General features: G+C 36.9%; 7 protein-coding genes, 1 tRNA gene and 3 rRNA genes. All 11 read left to right on the top strand.

The annotated features are described in order from the left end of the window. Positions 1-67: 67 nt before the first annotated feature. The 11 genes from JNUCC83_RS01105 to dltB all read left to right on the top strand — a co-directional run bounded on the left by JNUCC83_RS01105 (position 68) and on the right by dltB (position 18,248). Positions 68-3,634, top strand: coding sequence for a PD-(D/E)XK nuclease family protein (locus JNUCC83_RS01105; protein ID WP_454460426.1), 3,567 nt, complete (start codon positions 68-70; stop codon positions 3,632-3,634). Further along, positions 3,627-7,373 (top strand): helicase-exonuclease AddAB subunit AddA, encoded by a 3,747-nt coding sequence (gene addA, locus JNUCC83_RS01110; RefSeq protein WP_454460427.1) that lies wholly within the window; start codon positions 3,627-3,629, stop codon positions 7,371-7,373. Before JNUCC83_RS01105 ends, addA begins: the two co-directional genes overlap by 8 nt. A 65-nt stretch (positions 7,374-7,438) precedes the next feature. Next, a complete protein-coding gene (locus JNUCC83_RS01115; RefSeq protein WP_454460428.1) occupies positions 7,439-8,284 on the top strand; it encodes a DUF975 family protein in 846 nt (281 codons plus the stop codon). 239 nt (positions 8,285-8,523) lie between these two features. Next, positions 8,524-9,645, top strand: a complete 1,122-nt coding sequence (gene dinB, locus JNUCC83_RS01120) for a DNA polymerase IV (protein ID WP_454460429.1) — start codon at positions 8,524-8,526, stop codon at positions 9,643-9,645. 330 nt (positions 9,646-9,975) lie between these two features. After that, a 16S ribosomal RNA gene (locus JNUCC83_RS01125) occupies positions 9,976-11,535 on the top strand. A 71-nt stretch (positions 11,536-11,606) separates the two neighbouring features. Continuing rightward, positions 11,607-11,679: transfer RNA gene (locus JNUCC83_RS01130), tRNA-Ala, on the top strand. Positions 11,680-11,857: 178 nt separating this feature from the next. After that, positions 11,858-14,769 (top strand): 23S ribosomal RNA (locus JNUCC83_RS01135). A 77-nt stretch (positions 14,770-14,846) separates the two neighbouring features. Continuing rightward, a 5S ribosomal RNA gene (gene rrf, locus JNUCC83_RS01140) occupies positions 14,847-14,962 on the top strand. Together the 16S, 23S and 5S rRNA genes with 1 tRNA gene alongside form the textbook arrangement of a ribosomal RNA operon. 378 nt (positions 14,963-15,340) lie before the next feature. Beyond that, positions 15,341-15,496, top strand: coding sequence for a teichoic acid D-Ala incorporation-associated protein DltX (locus tag JNUCC83_RS01145; RefSeq protein WP_454460430.1), 156 nt, complete (start codon positions 15,341-15,343; stop codon positions 15,494-15,496). A gap of 17 nt (positions 15,497-15,513) precedes the next feature. Then, on the top strand, positions 15,514-17,025 hold the full coding sequence (dltA, locus tag JNUCC83_RS01150; RefSeq protein WP_454460431.1) for a D-alanine--poly(phosphoribitol) ligase subunit DltA: 1,512 nt from the start codon (positions 15,514-15,516) through the stop codon (positions 17,023-17,025). Then, on the top strand, positions 17,025-18,248 hold the full coding sequence (gene dltB, locus JNUCC83_RS01155; protein ID WP_454460432.1) for a D-alanyl-lipoteichoic acid biosynthesis protein DltB: 1,224 nt from the start codon (positions 17,025-17,027) through the stop codon (positions 18,246-18,248). The genes dltA and dltB overlap by 1 nt, the downstream gene beginning before the upstream one ends. Positions 18,249-18,253 lie beyond the last annotated feature (5 nt).

The following is an 18,253-nucleotide window of genomic DNA, read 5'->3' on the forward strand; positions in this document are numbered from 1 at the left end:
CAAAGAGTTTTACTAAGAGAGATATGGTAAACTAAAGAAGATAAATAAAGGGATTGAGGTGTTAATATTGAGTCTCCAGTTTGTACTAAATACAGCAGATGAAGACATTGTAGAAGATTTATTAAATATGTCGACTGAATGGTTAGAAAAATCAATGCATCATGAGGTGTTTTACTTGGTGCCTAACCATGTCAAATTTGAAACAGAAATAAATGTGTTAAAAAAAATGCATCAACTTCCTAAATTTAGCACACAAAAATATATTGCCAGTATGAGATTACAAGTTTTTAGTTTTTCCAGATTGGCTTGGTACTATATGCAACAAACAAAAAGTTATCAAGAAACAAGATTAAGTAATTCGGGTAAATTTATGTTGATTAGAAAAAGTTTGATTACTTGCCAAGATAACTTAACATTGTTTAAACGTGAGGTTGATCGACCCGGTTTTATTCAGCAGTTATTAGAGTTATTTGATGAGATGGAACAAGGGAATATTTCGCCAATAGAGTTAGGTGAAATAATTGAAGAAATAAGCACATCATCTTCTACTCAAAAAGAAGATTACTTAGCAAAATTAATCGATATAAAACTGATTAATCAAACTTATCAAGACTTATTACTAGAGCATCATATTGCAGACAAGGATTTGCTCACAGAGCTTGCGTTGTTTCTACAGGATAAAGATTTATCTCATGTGCAATTTTTAGTATCAGGATTTACAAATTTTACGGCTGTTGAGAAACAGTTGATTGAAACATTGATGCGAGTGTCTGGAGAAATGAAATTGAATTTGGTACTAGATCAAGCACCAAAAGATCAAGTTTTAGATAGTTATCAATTATTTTACAATACATCAAGAATGTATCACACTCTTTATTCAGTGGCGCGAGACCATAATGTCCCTGTGATGTTTGATTATCGAAAAAAAGTGGATAGTCTGACACCTATGAGACAATTAGCTATTGAGTGGCAAAACTTACAAGAGTTAATACCAAAAAAAGTGGAAAAAACACAGGTTCCACAAGTCCTTTCTTTATGGAGTTGCATGGATACTTATCAAGAAGTGAAAGCCATTGGTACAAAAATCAGAGAACTGGTATCAGAAGAAGGTTATCGATATGAAGAGATTGCTTTAATAAGTCGTGATATTGACACCTATTCATCGGAAATTATGTCATTATTTGATGACATGGATATTCCATATTACATAAATGAAGAAGAAAATATGGCCAATCATCCACTAGTTGAGTGGTTAAGAGCCCTTTTTAAAATAGATGAAGCCTTTTATCAATACAAAGATGTTATGCGTTTTTTAAGAACTGAGCTCTGTTTTCCAGAAGTTAAATTAACAGACCCATGTGATACGTGGGAAGAAAAAATGCAAGCATTTCGTCAAGCAACTGATTACACTGAAAATGTTGTCTTGGCCTATGGATACAGTGGGGTTGACTGGATTAAAAAGACAGATTGGGAATACGTTACTTATCAATATGACGTGGATGATGACACATTAGATAATGAAAAAATAATACAGGAACAATCAAATGACATCAGACATCTTATCCGAGATTATTTGCCTCCTTTTTTTGATAAATTAAAAAAAGCGACTACTAATAAGGAAGCGATCATTATCTTTTATCATTTTCTGTTAAGTTTGGGTGTGGATAAACAACTTCAAGCAATGGAACAACAAGAAATAGCCCGAGGTAATCTAACCGAGGCAAAAAACCATGAACAAACATGGCAAGCTTTGATGGACTTAATTGATGAATATTACGATGTGTTGGGTGAGGATCCATTTGAATTTGAGATATTTAAAGAAGTTCTGTTAAGTGGATTAGAAGGTGTGAGTTACAGTAAAGTTCCAGCAGCGATTGATGAAGTAGTTGTGACATCACTGGATAGAGTTCGAGCTAAAAAGTACCGTGCAACGTTTATTTTTGGTGCAACCGATCAAGTTCTTCCTCAAAAAATCGACAATAAAACGTTGCTAAGTAATGAAGAAAGAGATGTTTTTTCTAAGTTACTAAGAGATGATAGTTTTTTAAATAATAGCATAACAGAATCGATGGCTAATGAGCCTTTTATATTCTACTTAGCTTTATTATCAGCAACCGATCAAGTCATCCTGAGTGCCCCAAAAAATCGTGACCAAGTCAAAGATGTTAAAGTATCACCTTATATGGAGCAATTAAGTCGTCATTTTAATATACCAATAGAACAAAAAGAGTTACTTTTAAAACCTGAAGAATCTGTGTTGAAAGAAATATCAACAGATAAGGTATTATTAAGTGATTTAGTTAGTATGTATCGATACTATGATGAAAGTCGTGAGGCGGTACCATGGCTATTTTTACAATTAGAAAAACGTGTATACAAAGAATTACCGGTGGCTTCTAAGCGTTTATTTGCGAGTTTAACACATAAAAATATACCTGAAACACTGAACAATCAATCGATAGATGCCTTGTATGGTGACACTATCTATGCCTCTGTGTCAAAAATTGAGAATTTTTATCAGTGTCAGTATAAATATTTCTTGCGTTATGGCTTAGGATTGCAAGAAAGAGAACAATTTGAGTTATCATCGGCCGCAACTGGAGAATTTTATCATGAAGCACTTGATTTATTTTTTAAAGAATTAATCAAACAAAAAATTCAACTAACGACTATGTCTGATGATGAAGTGACTCATCTAGCTCAGAGTGTCTTGAAAGAAGTGCTTGGTGATAAACGATTTTCTATTTTATCAACGACAAATCGTATGAAATACGTGTCGTATCAATTGGAAAAAACCATTCAAAGAGTGTGTTTATCATTAAAAGAACAAGCCAAGCGAAGCAACATGACGCCAATCCAAACAGAAGTCTTGTTTGGAGAATCTCTCAAACAAGCTGGCTTAAACAGTTTGGAAATTGTGTTAAATAATAAAAAAAGAGTCAAAGTGCGTGGGAAAATTGATCGATTAGATAAAATGATGTTAGAGGATGATATTTATTTAAGTGTCATTGATTATAAATCTAGCAAACATAATTTTGACTTTGTTGATGCGTACTATGGGTTAGCTATGCAAATGATTACATATTTAGATGTTGCTTTAACTAATGCTGTTGAATTAGTGGGGCAGACAGCGAAACCAGCTGGAGCTTTATATATGCATATTAAAAATCCAACGATTAGTGTGGATGAGAAGTTTTCACTAGATACGTTAGAGGATCGCTTATTAGAAGAGTATAAATACAATGGGTTACTGGTTGATGATGAGTTGGTATTAGAAAATTTAGATAAAACGATTGATCCACAAGTTAAATCGTTAGTATACCCGTATCAACAGCTAAAAAGTGGGAAAATGAAATCAGCTAGTTTTATTTCTCCTGATGATTTATCAAGCTTGGTATCACATAACCGCGAAAACTTTAAACAAGCCGGAGAAAAAATATACGAAGGTCATACTATGTTAAATCCAGCGTATAAAGAGCAAAAACGTCTTGCTTGTGGTTTTTGTCCCTATCGTAGTGTTTGTCAGTTTGATGTGATGTTACCGGAAAATAACTATCACCGATTAGAATCATTGGATAAGGATACGATTATCGAAAAAATACAAACAGAAGCAAAGGAGGAGACAAATGAGTAAAGTGAATATCCCGTTAAAACCAGAAAGTAGTCATTTTACAGATAAACAGTGGCAAGCTGTTTATGATTCTGGGGATAATTTGTTGATTTCTGCATCTGCGGGTTCTGGTAAGACAACCGTTTTAGTGGAACGCGTGATTCAAAAAATAAAATCAGGTGTTAATGTGGATGAATTATTGATTGTAACATATACAGAAGCAGCAGCAAAAGAGATGAAACAGCGAATAAAAGTTGCTATTCAATCAGCTATCACCCAAGAAGTTGATACAGCAAAAAAAGAACATCTCGTTAGACAGTTAGGTTTACTCCCTACCGCAACAATCAGTACATTGCATGCGTTTTGTTTAAGAGTCATTCAAAAATACTATTATTTGATTCATATTGACCCAGTTTTTAGATTATTAACAGATGAAACTGAAAATTTATTATTAAAAGAAGATGTTTGGGATGAGTTGCGAGAAGAATTATATGGTGAGGAAAGAGAAATTTTTTATCAATTAACAGAGAATTTTTCGAATGACCGCAATGATAATGGGCTTATGGAACTTATTTTTTCTCTACATCTTTTCGCTCAAGCCAACTCAGAGCCACAAAAATGGTTAGACGATTTGTTAGTGAACTACGAAGAACAAGATAACTTAGCTAAATCGCCACTGTACAAAGAATACATGAAACCAGATGTTATGAATCAGTTAATTCTTAGTCAGAAAATCATTGATGATTTAGTAAATCGTTGTAAAAATGACGAGGAATTAAGCAAAACACTTGAGACAGTAAGTGATGATAAACAAATTATTGATACGTTATTGTCTTTAATATCTGAGGATAGGTTGGATGATTTTTATAATTATTTAGTTGCCACATCATTTTCACGTATTAAAGCACCCTCTAAAAAAACAGCGTCTGAGGAAGTAATGGAGGAATATCAAGAGATAAAATCCATAAGGGATGGAGTTAAAGACAATGTTTCTAAAATTAGGAAGCAGTATTTTAAACAAAGTCCTAAAGAAATGCTTGTGACTTTAGACCAAGCTCGCCCGCTAATAATCGAGCTGATCAGTGTCACAAAACAATTTATCGAACGTTTTACTAAAGAAAAAGATAAAAGGCACGTGCTAGATTTTAACGATTTAGAACATCTTACACTAGCCATATTGAGAAGATATGAAAATGAACAATGGGTTGAATCAGAGGCGTCTACGTACTATAGACGTAAATTTAACGAAATTTTGGTTGATGAGTATCAAGATATTAACCGACTACAAGAGACAATTTTATATTGGCTACGTCGTCCCGTGAAAAATAATGGCAATTTATTCATGGTAGGGGATGTTAAACAATCGATTTATGGGTTTAGATTAGCTGATCCAACGTTGTTTATTGAAAAATACGAGCAATTTGCGACTGAAAATGATGGACGTCGAATTATATTGGCTGAAAACTTTCGCTCTAGACGTAATGTGTTAGACTTTACCAATCTGGTGTTTACACAATTAATGGATAAAGAATTAGGACAATTAGACTATGATTCTAGTGCGGAGCTGATTGTCGGTAATAAGACATTTCCTAATAGTCAGGATTATGATACTGAGTTACTCATCTACCAAACAGAGTCAGAAAATCAATCAGATGAGTCACTAGATTTTCAGTTAGATGGAAAAACAGAAGGCGAGTTACGTCTAGTTGCGCTGAAAATAAGAGAGTTGATTGACGGTAAATTTCTTTTATTTGATAAAAAAGAACAAGTGAACCGCCCAATTTCATATAAAGACATTGTTTTACTGACACCTACTAAGAAAAATAATTTAGATATTTTGGATATTTTTAAAGAGTATGATATTCCATTAATGGTAAATGATACACAAAATTATTTTCAAGCGACAGAAATTAGGATAATGATATCATTGCTACAATTAATTGATAATCCATACCAAGATATTTCATTAGCTGCTATTTTGCGTTCTCCAATTGTTGGCATTGGTGAGAATGATATGGTAACTATTAAAAATTATGACAAGCAAGGCTATTATTATGATGCTTTGCAACAATTTTTAAAAGAAGGGAATCAGTCTAGTGAGTTGTATCAAACTATCAAGGCGTTTGATAAACAGTTTAATTATTGGCGAGAACTGGCTCGTCGTAAACGTCTCGTTGAATTGATTTGGCAAATATATAAAGACACAGACTTACTTGATTATGTTGCGGGGCTACCATCTGGTGTGCAAAGAAAAGCTAACTTGCACGCATTGTATCATCGAGCGTCTAGTTATGAAGAGATGAGTTTTAAAGGGTTATTTCAATTTATTCGATTTATTGAAAAAATGCAGCAAAAAAACAAAGATTTGGCAGAAGCTTCAAATATTAATGAAGAAGCAGATGCAGTAAGAGTTATGACAATCCATGCTAGTAAAGGATTAGAGTTTCCAGTAGTTTTCTTACTTGATATGACAAAGCATTTTAACTTAATGGATGTTAGACAGCGGAAATTTGTGTTTGATGAAGCTCTTGGGGGAGGTATAAAATTTAAAGATACCAATAACAGAGTGGAGTATGATACGTTTCCTTTTAGTATTATTAGGGAGCATAAAAAACAAAAATTGTTAGCTGAAGAGATGCGTAAATTATATGTTGCACTGACTCGTGCGGAAGAAAAATTATACCTGGTGGGTTCGTATAAAAGTTTGGATGATGCTTATAATAAATGGCATATATCTTCTGAGACAGATCATATGGTGTTGCCAACCGCAAGGAGACAATCGACTTATACGTTAATGGATTGGGTTGGTATGACATTAGTTAGACACCCTAATTTTATTTCATTTTTCCCAGATAGTCAGGAAAAAGTATTGCCTGGTTTGAAAAAACATCCTGGTAATTTTTCAATTCATTTTTATGAGGAACAAGATATTTTAAATAACTTAGTGGATCATAATGAAACAGAACGTACTTTAAAACAATCAGAGGTTGAACCCAATGTTAAACTATTAAAGAAAATAGTTGATAGGCTCAATTATTCTTACCCTGAAAAAGATGCCACAATGACAACTAGTTATCAGTCTGTTTCAGAAGTCAAACGATTATTTGAAGATCCAGATATGAAAGACTTACCAACATTAGACTTTGCAAAAGAACGACAACTAAAAGCACACCGTGAAGTGGTAAAAGACATGGCAAAACCTAAATTTATGGAGGGTGATGTTGAAATTCATGCAACAGATATTGGTTCAGCAAGTCATTTGATATTACAACTGCTCCCACTTTCAGATAAACCAACAGTACAAGATGTCAAAAAAATAGTGGATGAAATGGTTCATGCTACAGTATTTACCAAAGAGCTTGCTAAAAAGCTTCCTATAGAAGAGATGATTCAGTTTTTTGAGACAGACTTTGGAAAATTTATGGTTGAAAATCATACATTTATCAGAAGAGAACAGCCTTTTTCTTTGTTATTACCTGCTAAGGAACTTTATCAAGACTATCATACTCAGGCAAATGATGACGTATTGATTCATGGGATTATTGATGGCTTTGTATTAACAGATAAGTCCTTTGTTTTATACGACTTTAAAACGGATTATGTTCCTAAAAATGCCTCAATAGAAGATTTAGAAAAAATTAAAAATCGATATATTGGGCAGATGACTCTATATAAAATGGCGTTAGAAGAAATATATCAACGACCTGTGACCTCATCAAAATTAATCTTACTTAATAGTAGTGATGTTATAGAGTTGATATAAATGTTGTTCATTTTTTATAAATAATGATAAAATAATTGGTAATACAAAAAGGAGGAAGTGAGTGTATGTACAAAACATCTGGTGAGTTAAAAAGAGAAGTAAAAGACTCATTAAAAGGACGTTGGAAAGAGGCAGTCTTACTAAATTTAGTTCCGTCGATTATTCAAATAGTTAGTATATTTATAACCACCCTGTTGGTTATAGCATTTGGATTTTTTATAGCCTATGTATCCAGTAATGAAACAAGTATTTCTGATATGATGAATTCAGGATATGAAACAGGATCAGAATCTTATGAGTGGGACAGTGAATATGATGACAGTTCAATAGGTGCGAGTGCTGCTTCAGCTGCCGCATCTGTATCATCAGCCCCCTTTGTTGGACCCATTTTTAGTTTTGTTATGACGTTTTTAACAATAGGGATATCATTTACATTTCTTGATGTCATTAGAAAAGGAAGGCAACAAGATATGTCGTTTAAGGAAGCGTTCCGGTTGTTTAATGGCAATGATTTTGTTCCGGTTTTATTAATAAACATCTTGTCATATATCTTCCAGTATTTATGGACGTTACTATTTGTTATTCCAGGTATAGTGAAATTTTATTCTTACTCACAGGCAAATTTCATATATAAAGATTTATCAGCAACGCGTGACACAAGAAGTATGGGAGCTACTAGTTTTATTACTGAAAGTCGAGAATTAATGTCAGGACACAAAGGAAGATTATTTTGGTTAGATATTAGTTTTATTGGATGGTACATTGTTGGGATGATTACCCTAGGAATTGGCTTTTTATGGATTAATCCATACATCAATGCAACCAAAGCAGCTTTTTATGATGACTTATCTAAAGGAAAATTTTTAGAAACACCAATAGAAGAAGATGGTGAAGTGTGGACTAGTTTTTAAAGAATGAGATGATTCTCATTCTTTTTTTAGTATATTGATACTATATAGTCAGACTTTTTTAAGTCTTAAGTCGTATGATGAATGGCATACCAATTATCCCGAATTGGTTTTTGAATTCTATTTAAATTTAAATAGAATCATTTACAACCTTCATTTCCACTAGAGCGACGGCTTTGGTGGTTTTTTTGTGCGTTCATGATATAATAAAGAGAACATACATTCTGATTGGAGGGTGAAAAATGTCAAATGGACTACGATTTCCATTAATCAACGATCTATCAAGAAAAATTATCCATATTGACATGGATGCTTTTTATGCTTCTATAGAAGAACGTGACAATCCATCGTTAAAAGGTAAGCCACTAGTAATCGCAAAGCATCCAAAAGATACAAATGGTCGCGGTGTGGTTACCACAGCTAATTATGAAGCAAGAAAATATGGTATTCATTCAGCAATGAGTGCCAAAAAAGCATATGAATTATGCCCACATGCAACATTTGTTGCTGGTAATCGGGAGTACTATGCTCAAATATCTAAACAAATCCATCAAGTATTTATCAAATATACAGATATGATTGAGCCTCTTTCTCTTGATGAAGCGTACTTAGATGTCACAGAAAACAAAAAAGGGTTAAAAAGCGCTATTAAAGTGGCACGACTCATCCAGTCAGAAATTTATGAAACGGTTCAATTAACGAGCTCTGCAGGTGTTAGCTATAATAAATTTCTTGCCAAAATTGCTTCAGATTATGACAAGCCACGTGGATTAACTGTTATTTTGCCTGAGGATGCGCAAAAATTTCTATTTGATTTACCTATTGAAAAATTTTACGGAATAGGGAAAAAGACAATTCCTACGATGCACGAACTAGGTGTCTATACAGGCAAAGATTTATATGCTATATCAGAAATGACATTAATTGATTTGTTTGGCAAAAAAGGTTATAGCCTCTATAGAAAAGTTCGTGGAATTCATAATGAACCTGTTGAGACCAACCGTGAAAGAAAATCAATTGGAAGAGAAAGAACGTTTGGTAAGACTATTATATTAGAGAATGAAATACAAAAAAATATAAGAGAAATGTCTGAAGAAGTTAGCAAAAAATTAATAAGTAATGAATTAAAAGGACAAACGATAGTGCTAAAGATTCGAAATACTTCTTATGACACCACTACAAAAAGAATAACAGTGAACCATTTTATTAATCAAACTGAGGATATTTATTTTTATGCTAACCAATTATGGGAAGATTTAAACTGGCAAAATATTAATATAAGACTAGTTGGTGTAACAGTAACTAATTTAGAAAAATATAGCTATGAACCGATTGAACTACCGTTATTCAACAAAAAAAGGTAGTTTAATATTAATAATAAAAAAATTGTGAAAAAATCATTGACGAATTATCATATAATTGTTATATTAATTCATGTCGCTACGAGCGATAAAAAATTATGAATCGTCATTAAAAAAACATTTCAAAAAAGTGTTGACAAACATTTCGATTCTTGATATGATATAAAAGTTGTTACGGCAACGAAGTTTAGATCTTTGAAAACTGAACAAAGTAAGACAAACCAAATGTGTAGGGCGTTTCTACTATGTAGAAACAAACCATATTTAGTGAATAATATTCGCTAGCAAGTTTTAAACAAATGAGCTTAAACATCGTAAGATGTTAATCAACTTTTTATTGAGAGTTTGATCCTGGCTCAGGACGAACGCTGGCGGCGTGCCTAATACATGCAAGTCGAACGCATTTCTTTTCACCGGAGCTTGCTCCACCGAAAAGAAATGAGTGGCGGACGGGTGAGTAACACGTGGGCAACCTGCCCACCAGAGGGGGATAACACTTGGAAACAGGTGCTAATACCGCATAATTGCTTTTGCTGCATGGCAAAAGTATAAAAGACGCTTTCGGGTGTCACTGGTGGATGGGCCCGCGGTGCATTAGTTAGTTGGTGGGGTAACGGCCTACCAAGACCGTGATGCATAGCCGACCTGAGAGGGTGATCGGCCACACTGGGACTGAGACACGGCCCAGACTCCTACGGGAGGCAGCAGTAGGGAATCTTCGGCAATGGACGAAAGTCTGACCGAGCAACGCCGCGTGAGTGAAGAAGGTTTTCGGATCGTAAAACTCTGTTGTTAGAGAAGAACAAGTGATAGAGTAACTGTTATCACCTTGACGGTATCTAACCAGAAAGCCACGGCTAACTACGTGCCAGCAGCCGCGGTAATACGTAGGTGGCAAGCGTTGTCCGGATTTATTGGGCGTAAAGCGAGCGCAGGCGGTCTTTTAAGTCTGATGTGAAAGCCCTCGGCTCAACCGAGGAAGGTCATTGGAAACTGGAGGACTTGAGTGCAGAAGAGGAGAGTGGAATTCCATGTGTAGCGGTGAAATGCGTAGATATATGGAGGAACACCAGTGGCGAAGGCGACTCTCTGGTCTGTAACTGACGCTGAGGCTCGAAAGCGTGGGGAGCAAACAGGATTAGATACCCTGGTAGTCCACGCCGTAAACGATGAGTGCTAAGTGTTGGAGGGTTTCCGCCCTTCAGTGCTGCAGTTAACGCATTAAGCACTCCGCCTGGGGAGTACGGCCGCAAGGCTGAAACTCAAAGGAATTGACGGGGGCCCGCACAAGCGGTGGAGCATGTGGTTTAATTCGAAGCAACGCGAAGAACCTTACCAGGTCTTGACATCCTTTGACCACTCTAGAGATAGAGCTTTCCCTTCGGGGACAAAGTGACAGGTGGTGCATGGTTGTCGTCAGCTCGTGTCGTGAGATGTTGGGTTAAGTCCCGCAACGAGCGCAACCCTTATTGTTAGTTGCCATCATTCAGTTGGGCACTCTAGCGAGACTGCCGGTGACAAACCGGAGGAAGGTGGGGATGACGTCAAATCATCATGCCCCTTATGACCTGGGCTACACACGTGCTACAATGGACAGTACAATGAGTTGCGAGACCGCGAGGTTTAGCTAATCTCTTAAAGCTGTTCTCAGTTCGGATTGTAGGCTGCAACTCGCCTACATGAAGCCGGAATCGCTAGTAATCGTGGATCAGCATGCCACGGTGAATACGTTCCCGGGCCTTGTACACACCGCCCGTCACACCACGAGAGTTTGTAACACCCAAAGTCGGTGAGGTAACCTTTTGGAGCCAGCCGCCTAAGGTGGGATAGATGATTGGGGTGAAGTCGTAACAAGGTAGCCGTATCGGAAGGTGCGGCTGGATCACCTCCTTTCTAAGGATAATTACGGAAAACACATTTTGTCTTTACTTTGTTCAGTTTTGAGAGGTCTACTCTTAATAAACGGGGCCTTAGCTCAGCTGGGAGAGCGCCTGCCTTGCACGCAGGAGGTCAGCGGTTCGATCCCGCTAGGCTCCATTGGTGAATTCTCACCAATGTTTTGTTCATTGAAAACTGGATAGTTGAAGTTAGATATCAATATAAACCGAGAACACCGCGTTGAATAGTTTCTTTTAAAGAACTGTGAAATGTGTTAATAATTATCTATCGCTAGGTAGTTATTAATAAAAAACAAGCTAACCGTTAGGTTAGAAAAGGTTAAGTGAATAAGGGCGCACGGTGGATGCCTTGGCACTAGAAGCCGATGAAGGACGGGACTAACACCGATATGCTTCGGGGAGCTGTAAGTAAGCTATGATCCGGAGATTTCCGAATGGGGGAACCCAATATCTTTTATAGGATATTATCTAATAGTGAATACATAGCTATTAGAAGGTAGACGCAGAGAACTGAAACATCTAAGTACCTGCAGGAAGAGAAAGAAAAATCGATTTCCTTAGTAGCGGCGAGCGAAACGGAAACAGCCCAAACCAACAAGCTTGCTTGTTGGGGTTGTAGGACTCAGCTGTGGTAGCTGTTGTGGATAGTCGAATCGACTTGGAAAGGTCAGCCGTAGCGGGTAAAAGCCCCGTAGACGAAATTGACAACACACCTATGAGTATCCTGAGTACGGCGGAACACGAGAAATTCCGTCGGAATCCGGGAGGACCATCTCCCAAGGCTAAATACTCTCTAGTGACCGATAGTGAACCAGTACCGTGAGGGAAAGGTGAAAAGCACCCCGGAAGGGGAGTGAAATAGAACCTGAAACCGTGTGCTTACAAGAAGTTAGAGCCCGTTAATGGGTGATAGCGTGCCTTTTGCAGAATGAACCGGCGAGTTACGATAGCATGCGAGGTTAAGCTGAAGAAGCGGAGCCGTAGCGAAAGCGAGTCTGAATAGGGCGAATGAGTATGTTGTCGTAGACCCGAAACCATGTGACCTACCCATGTCCAGGTTGAAGGTGTGGTAAAACGCACTGGAGGACCGAACCCACGTACGTTGAAAAGTGCGGGGATGAGGTGTGGGTAGCGGAGAAATTCCAAACGAACTTGGAGATAGCTGGTTCTCTCCGAAATAGCTTTAGGGCTAGCCTCGGATTTGAGAATGATGGAGGTAGAGCACTGTTTGGACTAGGGGCCCGTCTTGGGTTACCGAATTCAGATAAACTCCGAATGCCATTCATTTATATCCGGGAGTCAGACAGTGAGTGATAAGATCCATTGTCGAAAGGGAAACAGCCCAGACCACCAGCTAAGGTCCCAAAATACATGTTAAGTGGAAAAGGATGTGAGGGTGCACAAACAACTAGGATGTTGGCTCAGAAGCAGCCACCATTTAAAGAGTGCGTAATAGCTCACTAGTCGAGTGCCCTTGCGCCGAAAATGTACCGGGGCTAAACATGTTACCGAAGCTGTGGATAGAACCTTTGGTTCTATGGTAGGAGAGCGTTCTAAGGGCGTTGAAGCTGGATCGTAAGGACTGGTGGAGCGCTTAGAAGTGAGAATGCCGGTATGAGTAGCGAAAGACAGGTGAGAATCCTGTCCACCGAATGACTAAGGTTTCCTGGGGAAGGCTCGTCCTCCCAGGGTTAGTCGGGACCTAAGCTGAGGCCGATAGGCGTAGGCGATGGACAACAGGTTGAGATTCCTGTACTCGTTTGTTTTGTTTGAACAATGGAGGGACACAGGAGGCTATGGGATCGTGCGACTGGAAGTGCACGTTCAAGCAACAAGTCTTGATAAGAGTTAAATGCTTTTATCTTTAAGGACGAGTTGTGATGAGTAGGGAAATAAAGTACCGAAGTCTCAATGTCACACTGTCAAGAAAAGCTTCTAGTTAGAAACAAATGACCCGTACCGCAAACCGACACAGGTAGTCGAGGAGAGAATCCTAAGGTGAGCGAGAGAACTCTCGTTAAGGAACTCGGCAAAATGACCCCGTAACTTCGGGAGAAGGGGTGCTGAACGCAAGTTCAGCCGCAGTGAATAGGCCCAAGCGACTGTTTATCAAAAACACAGGTCTCTGCAAAATCGAAAGATGACGTATAGGGGCTGACGCCTGCCCGGTGCTGGAAGGTTAAGAGGATGGGTTAGCAATAGCGAAGCTCAAAATTGAAGCCCCAGTAAACGGCGGCCGTAACTATAACGGTCCTAAGGTAGCGAAATTCCTTGTCGGGTAAGTTCCGACCCGCACGAAAGGCGTAACGATTTGGGCACTGTCTCAACGAGAGACTCGGTGAAATTTTAGTACCTGTGAAGATGCAGGTTACCCGCGACAGGACGGAAAGACCCCATGGAGCTTTACTGTAGTTTGATATTGAATGTTTGTGACATATGTACAGGATAGGTAGGAGCCGTAGAAGTCGGAACGCTAGTTTCGATGGAGGCGCTGGTGGGATACTACCCTTGTGTTATGACCATTCTAACCCGCACCACTTATCGTGGTGGGAGACAGTGTCAGATGGACAGTTTGACTGGGGCGGTCGCCTCCCAAAAGGTAACGGAGGCGCCCAAAGGTTCCCTCAGAATGGTTGGAAATCATTCGTAGAGTGCAAAGGCAGAAGGGAGCTTGACTGCGAGAGCTACAACTCGAGCAGGGACGAAAGTCGGGCTTAGTGATCCGGTGGTTCCGCATGGAAGGGCCATCGCTCAACGGATAAAAGCTACCCTGGGGATAACAGGCTTATCTCCCCCAAGAGTTCACATCGACGGGGAGGTTTGGCACCTCGATGTCGGCTCGTCGCATCCTGGGGCTGTAGTCGGTCCCAAGGGTTGGGCTGTTCGCCCATTAAAGCGGCACGCGAGCTGGGTTCAGAACGTCGTGAGACAGTTCGGTCCCTATCCGTCGCGGGCGTTGGAAATTTGAGAGGAGCTGTCCTTAGTACGAGAGGACCGGGATGGACATACCTCTGGTGTACCAGTTGTTCTGCCAAGGGCATTGCTGGGTAGCTATGTATGGACGGGATAAACGCTGAAAGCATCTAAGCGTGAAGCCCCCCTCAAGATGAGATTTCCCATTCCTTTAAGGAAGTAAGACCCCTGAAAGATGATCAGGTAGATAGGCTAGGAGTGGAAGTACAGTGATGTATGGAGCGGACTAGTACTAATCGGTCGAGGACTTAACCAAGATAGCGGTGGAAGAATATATTGATACTAACAAAACATCCAGTTTTGAGTGAATAAACACTCAACAGAAATAAAAAGTGCGGTGGCGATGGCAAGAAGGATACACCTGTAACCATGTCGAACACAGAAGTTAAGCTTCTTAGCGCCGAGGGTAGTGAAGGGTTTCCCTTTGTGAGAGTAGGACGTTGCCGTGCTGAGTCTATTTCTTATTTTTATAATAAGTTATTAAATAGTTATTAATTCATTTAAAATATAATAGTAATATAAACAAGGAAGGTACATTTGTATATGTTATCTTCTTTTTTTTGTTATAAAATACATACTTTACAATAATAATGTTAGAATAAAATATGAAATCACACAAATTATTATAAAATATCATAAATATATGATAAACTCATATATGTAGAATTTTTATAGTAATTGTTAGTTGACGATGTAGATTAATGAATACATAACTAATCTAGTTAATGAAAAATACGACTTAGGTCGTATATACAATTCAATCATATGCTTGATATGATTCAACTTAAATGGTTGTAAAATAAGTTGGAAGTAAAGGAGTGGTATGTATGGAATTAAAAAATTTTAAAATCTCAGAATCGACAAAGCGGTGGATTAATTTTGTAGGGCGCACCGTTTTCTATGCAGCTATTATACTTGTATTAATTTATTTGTATCAATATAGTCATGTTGGAGGAGGCTCTTTCATCTATAATCAATTTTAAAAAGGAGCTGATGAATAATGTTAAATGAAATTGTAGCCAAAATTAAAGATATTTCATTAAATAATCAAGAAACTGTCTTTTTTGAAGAAAATAATAAGAAGTATACTTATAAAGAGCTAGATGAATTATCCGACTCTTTAGCAGGGTATTTAGAAGAAACATATCCAACAAAATCACCTATTATTGTTTATGGTAGACAAGAGGCTATGATGGTCGTTTCTTTTTTAGCGTGTACTAAATCAGGTCATTCGTATGTACCTATAGATGATCATACACCTAAAGAACGTGTTTCAATGATTGTTGAGGAAGCAAATGCGTCATGTGTTTTAGCTTTATCTGACTGGCCTTTAGACACAGATAATGTCTATAATCGTGAGAAAGTTATTAGTTTAATGAATGATGAAAAGGAATATCTAGGTAAACAAGTAGTATCTGAGGATGATATTTATTATATTATATTTACCTCTGGAACCACGGGAAAGCCTAAAGGTGTACAGATTACTTATAATAATTTAATCAGTTTTACACAGTGGATGACACATGATTTTTACTTAAAGAAAAATCAACGATTTCTATGTCAAGCACCATTTTCATTCGATTTATCCGTTATGGACTTATATCCAGCATTATTAACTGCTGGAACACTGATTCCTATGCCTAAATCAATGATTGAAAATTTCCCTTTATTATTTAAATCAATCCCTGAAATGAATTTAAATGTTTGGGTATCAACCCCATCGTTAATTGAGATGGTATTGTTAAACCCAGAATTTGATTCTGAACATTTACCAACATTAGAAAATTTTGAATTTTGTGGAGAAGAATTACCAAAAAATACAGCACAAAAGTTATTAGATCGTTTTCCTCAAGCTAAAATTTTTAATACATACGGCCCAACTGAAGCAACAGTAGCTATTACCAATATAGCTCTAAATCAAGAGATACTTGATAAATATGAGCGAGTGCCACTTGGAAAAGTGAAAAGTGATACAGAAATTCATATTTTAAGCGATCAAGGTGAAAAACTACCAGCTGGTGAAATTGGTGAAATTGTTATTTCTGGGCCAAGTGTTTCTGTAGGATATTTTAACAATCCTGAGAAAACAAATGAAGTATTCTTTGAATTTGAAGGTGTTCCTTCTTATCGTACGGGAGATGCAGGATTAATAGAAGATGATTTCTTATTTTATAAAGGCCGTATGGATTTCCAAATTAAGTTAAACGGCTATCGAATGGAATTAGGAGATATTGATCATCATCTAATCACTCAGAATGAGGTGCGAGCAGCTTGCTCTGTACCAAAATACAATAAATCGGGTAAAGTACAACAGTTGCTTGCATATGTTGTTTTAGAACCTAGCATTGATGTATCAGATGAAAGAGTACTGAGCCAAATGTTAAAAGAATCTTTAAGTAAAACTGTGATGGATTATATGATTCCACATCGTTTTATCTTTGTTGAAAATCTTCCTATGACTCAAAATGGGAAAATAGATCGGAAACAATTGATAAATGAGGTGAACAGTTAATGAGTCAATTATCTCAATTAATACCATACTTGACTCCTTATGAGAAACCTTTTTATTTTGTTTTGCTAGGTGTATTATTTATACCATCAATTATTTTGTCGCTAAATGGTAAAAGAATGATGTGGTATCAGAACTTCTTAACTATCTTCTTTTTATGGATAAGTTTTGGAGGTCCAAATTCGAGACAAGGATTGGCTTTAATTGCTTATATTATCTGGCAAACATTATTAACGTCTATTTATTTTAAATATCGACAAAAGAATAATAAAAGTGGAGTTTTTTATTTAGCTGTTTTATTGAACTTATTACCAATGTTCATTATCAAGTTATCACCTTTTTTTGGTTCTCAATCAATACTAGCTTTTCTAGGCTATTCGTATTTGACATTTAAATCGGTCCAAGTTGTAATGGAAATCCGTGATGGTATTTTAAAAGAGTTTAATATTAAATACTATATTCAGTTTTTAATCTTCTTTCCAACTATATCGTCTGGTCCTATTGACCGTTATCGTCGATTCTTAAAGGATTATTTAAATCCACCAGATAAAGAAAAATATGTTGAGTTACTTCAAAAAGGTATTCATTACATATTCTTAGGGTTACTATATAAGTTTATTATAGGATATGTACTAGGTAGTCATTTATTACCGGCAGTTCAAGGCGTTGCTTTAGGTGGTACTTCACCTGTTCTTGGTACAATCGGTTATATGTATGTGTATAGTTTTTATCTTTTCTTTGATTTTGCAGGTTATAGTTTATTTGCAGTTGGTACGAGTTACCTACTAGGATATGAAACGCCAATGAACTTTAATAAACCTTTTATTAGTCCTAATATCAAAGAATTTTGGAATAGATGGCATATGACACTGTCATTCTGGTTTAGAGATTATGTTTACATGAGGTTAATGTTTACTTTATTAAAGAAAAAAGTATTTAAGAGCCGTATTGTGGCATCAAATGTGGGATACTTTGGCTTATTCCTGTTAATGGGATTATGGCATGGTTTAACATGGTATTACATTGTCTATGGTATTTATCATGCGTTGTTGATTTGTATTAATGATGCGTGGTTGAGATATAAGAAAAAACATAAAGAAAAATTTCCAAGCAATCGTTGGACACATGCTTTGGCAATCTTTATAACATTCAATGCGGTATGTTTTAGTTTCTTAATATTCTCAGGATTTTTAGATACACTAATCAAACAATTTATTTTAGTATAGGAGAT

Source organism: Vagococcus sp. JNUCC 83 (genome assembly GCF_053667615.1).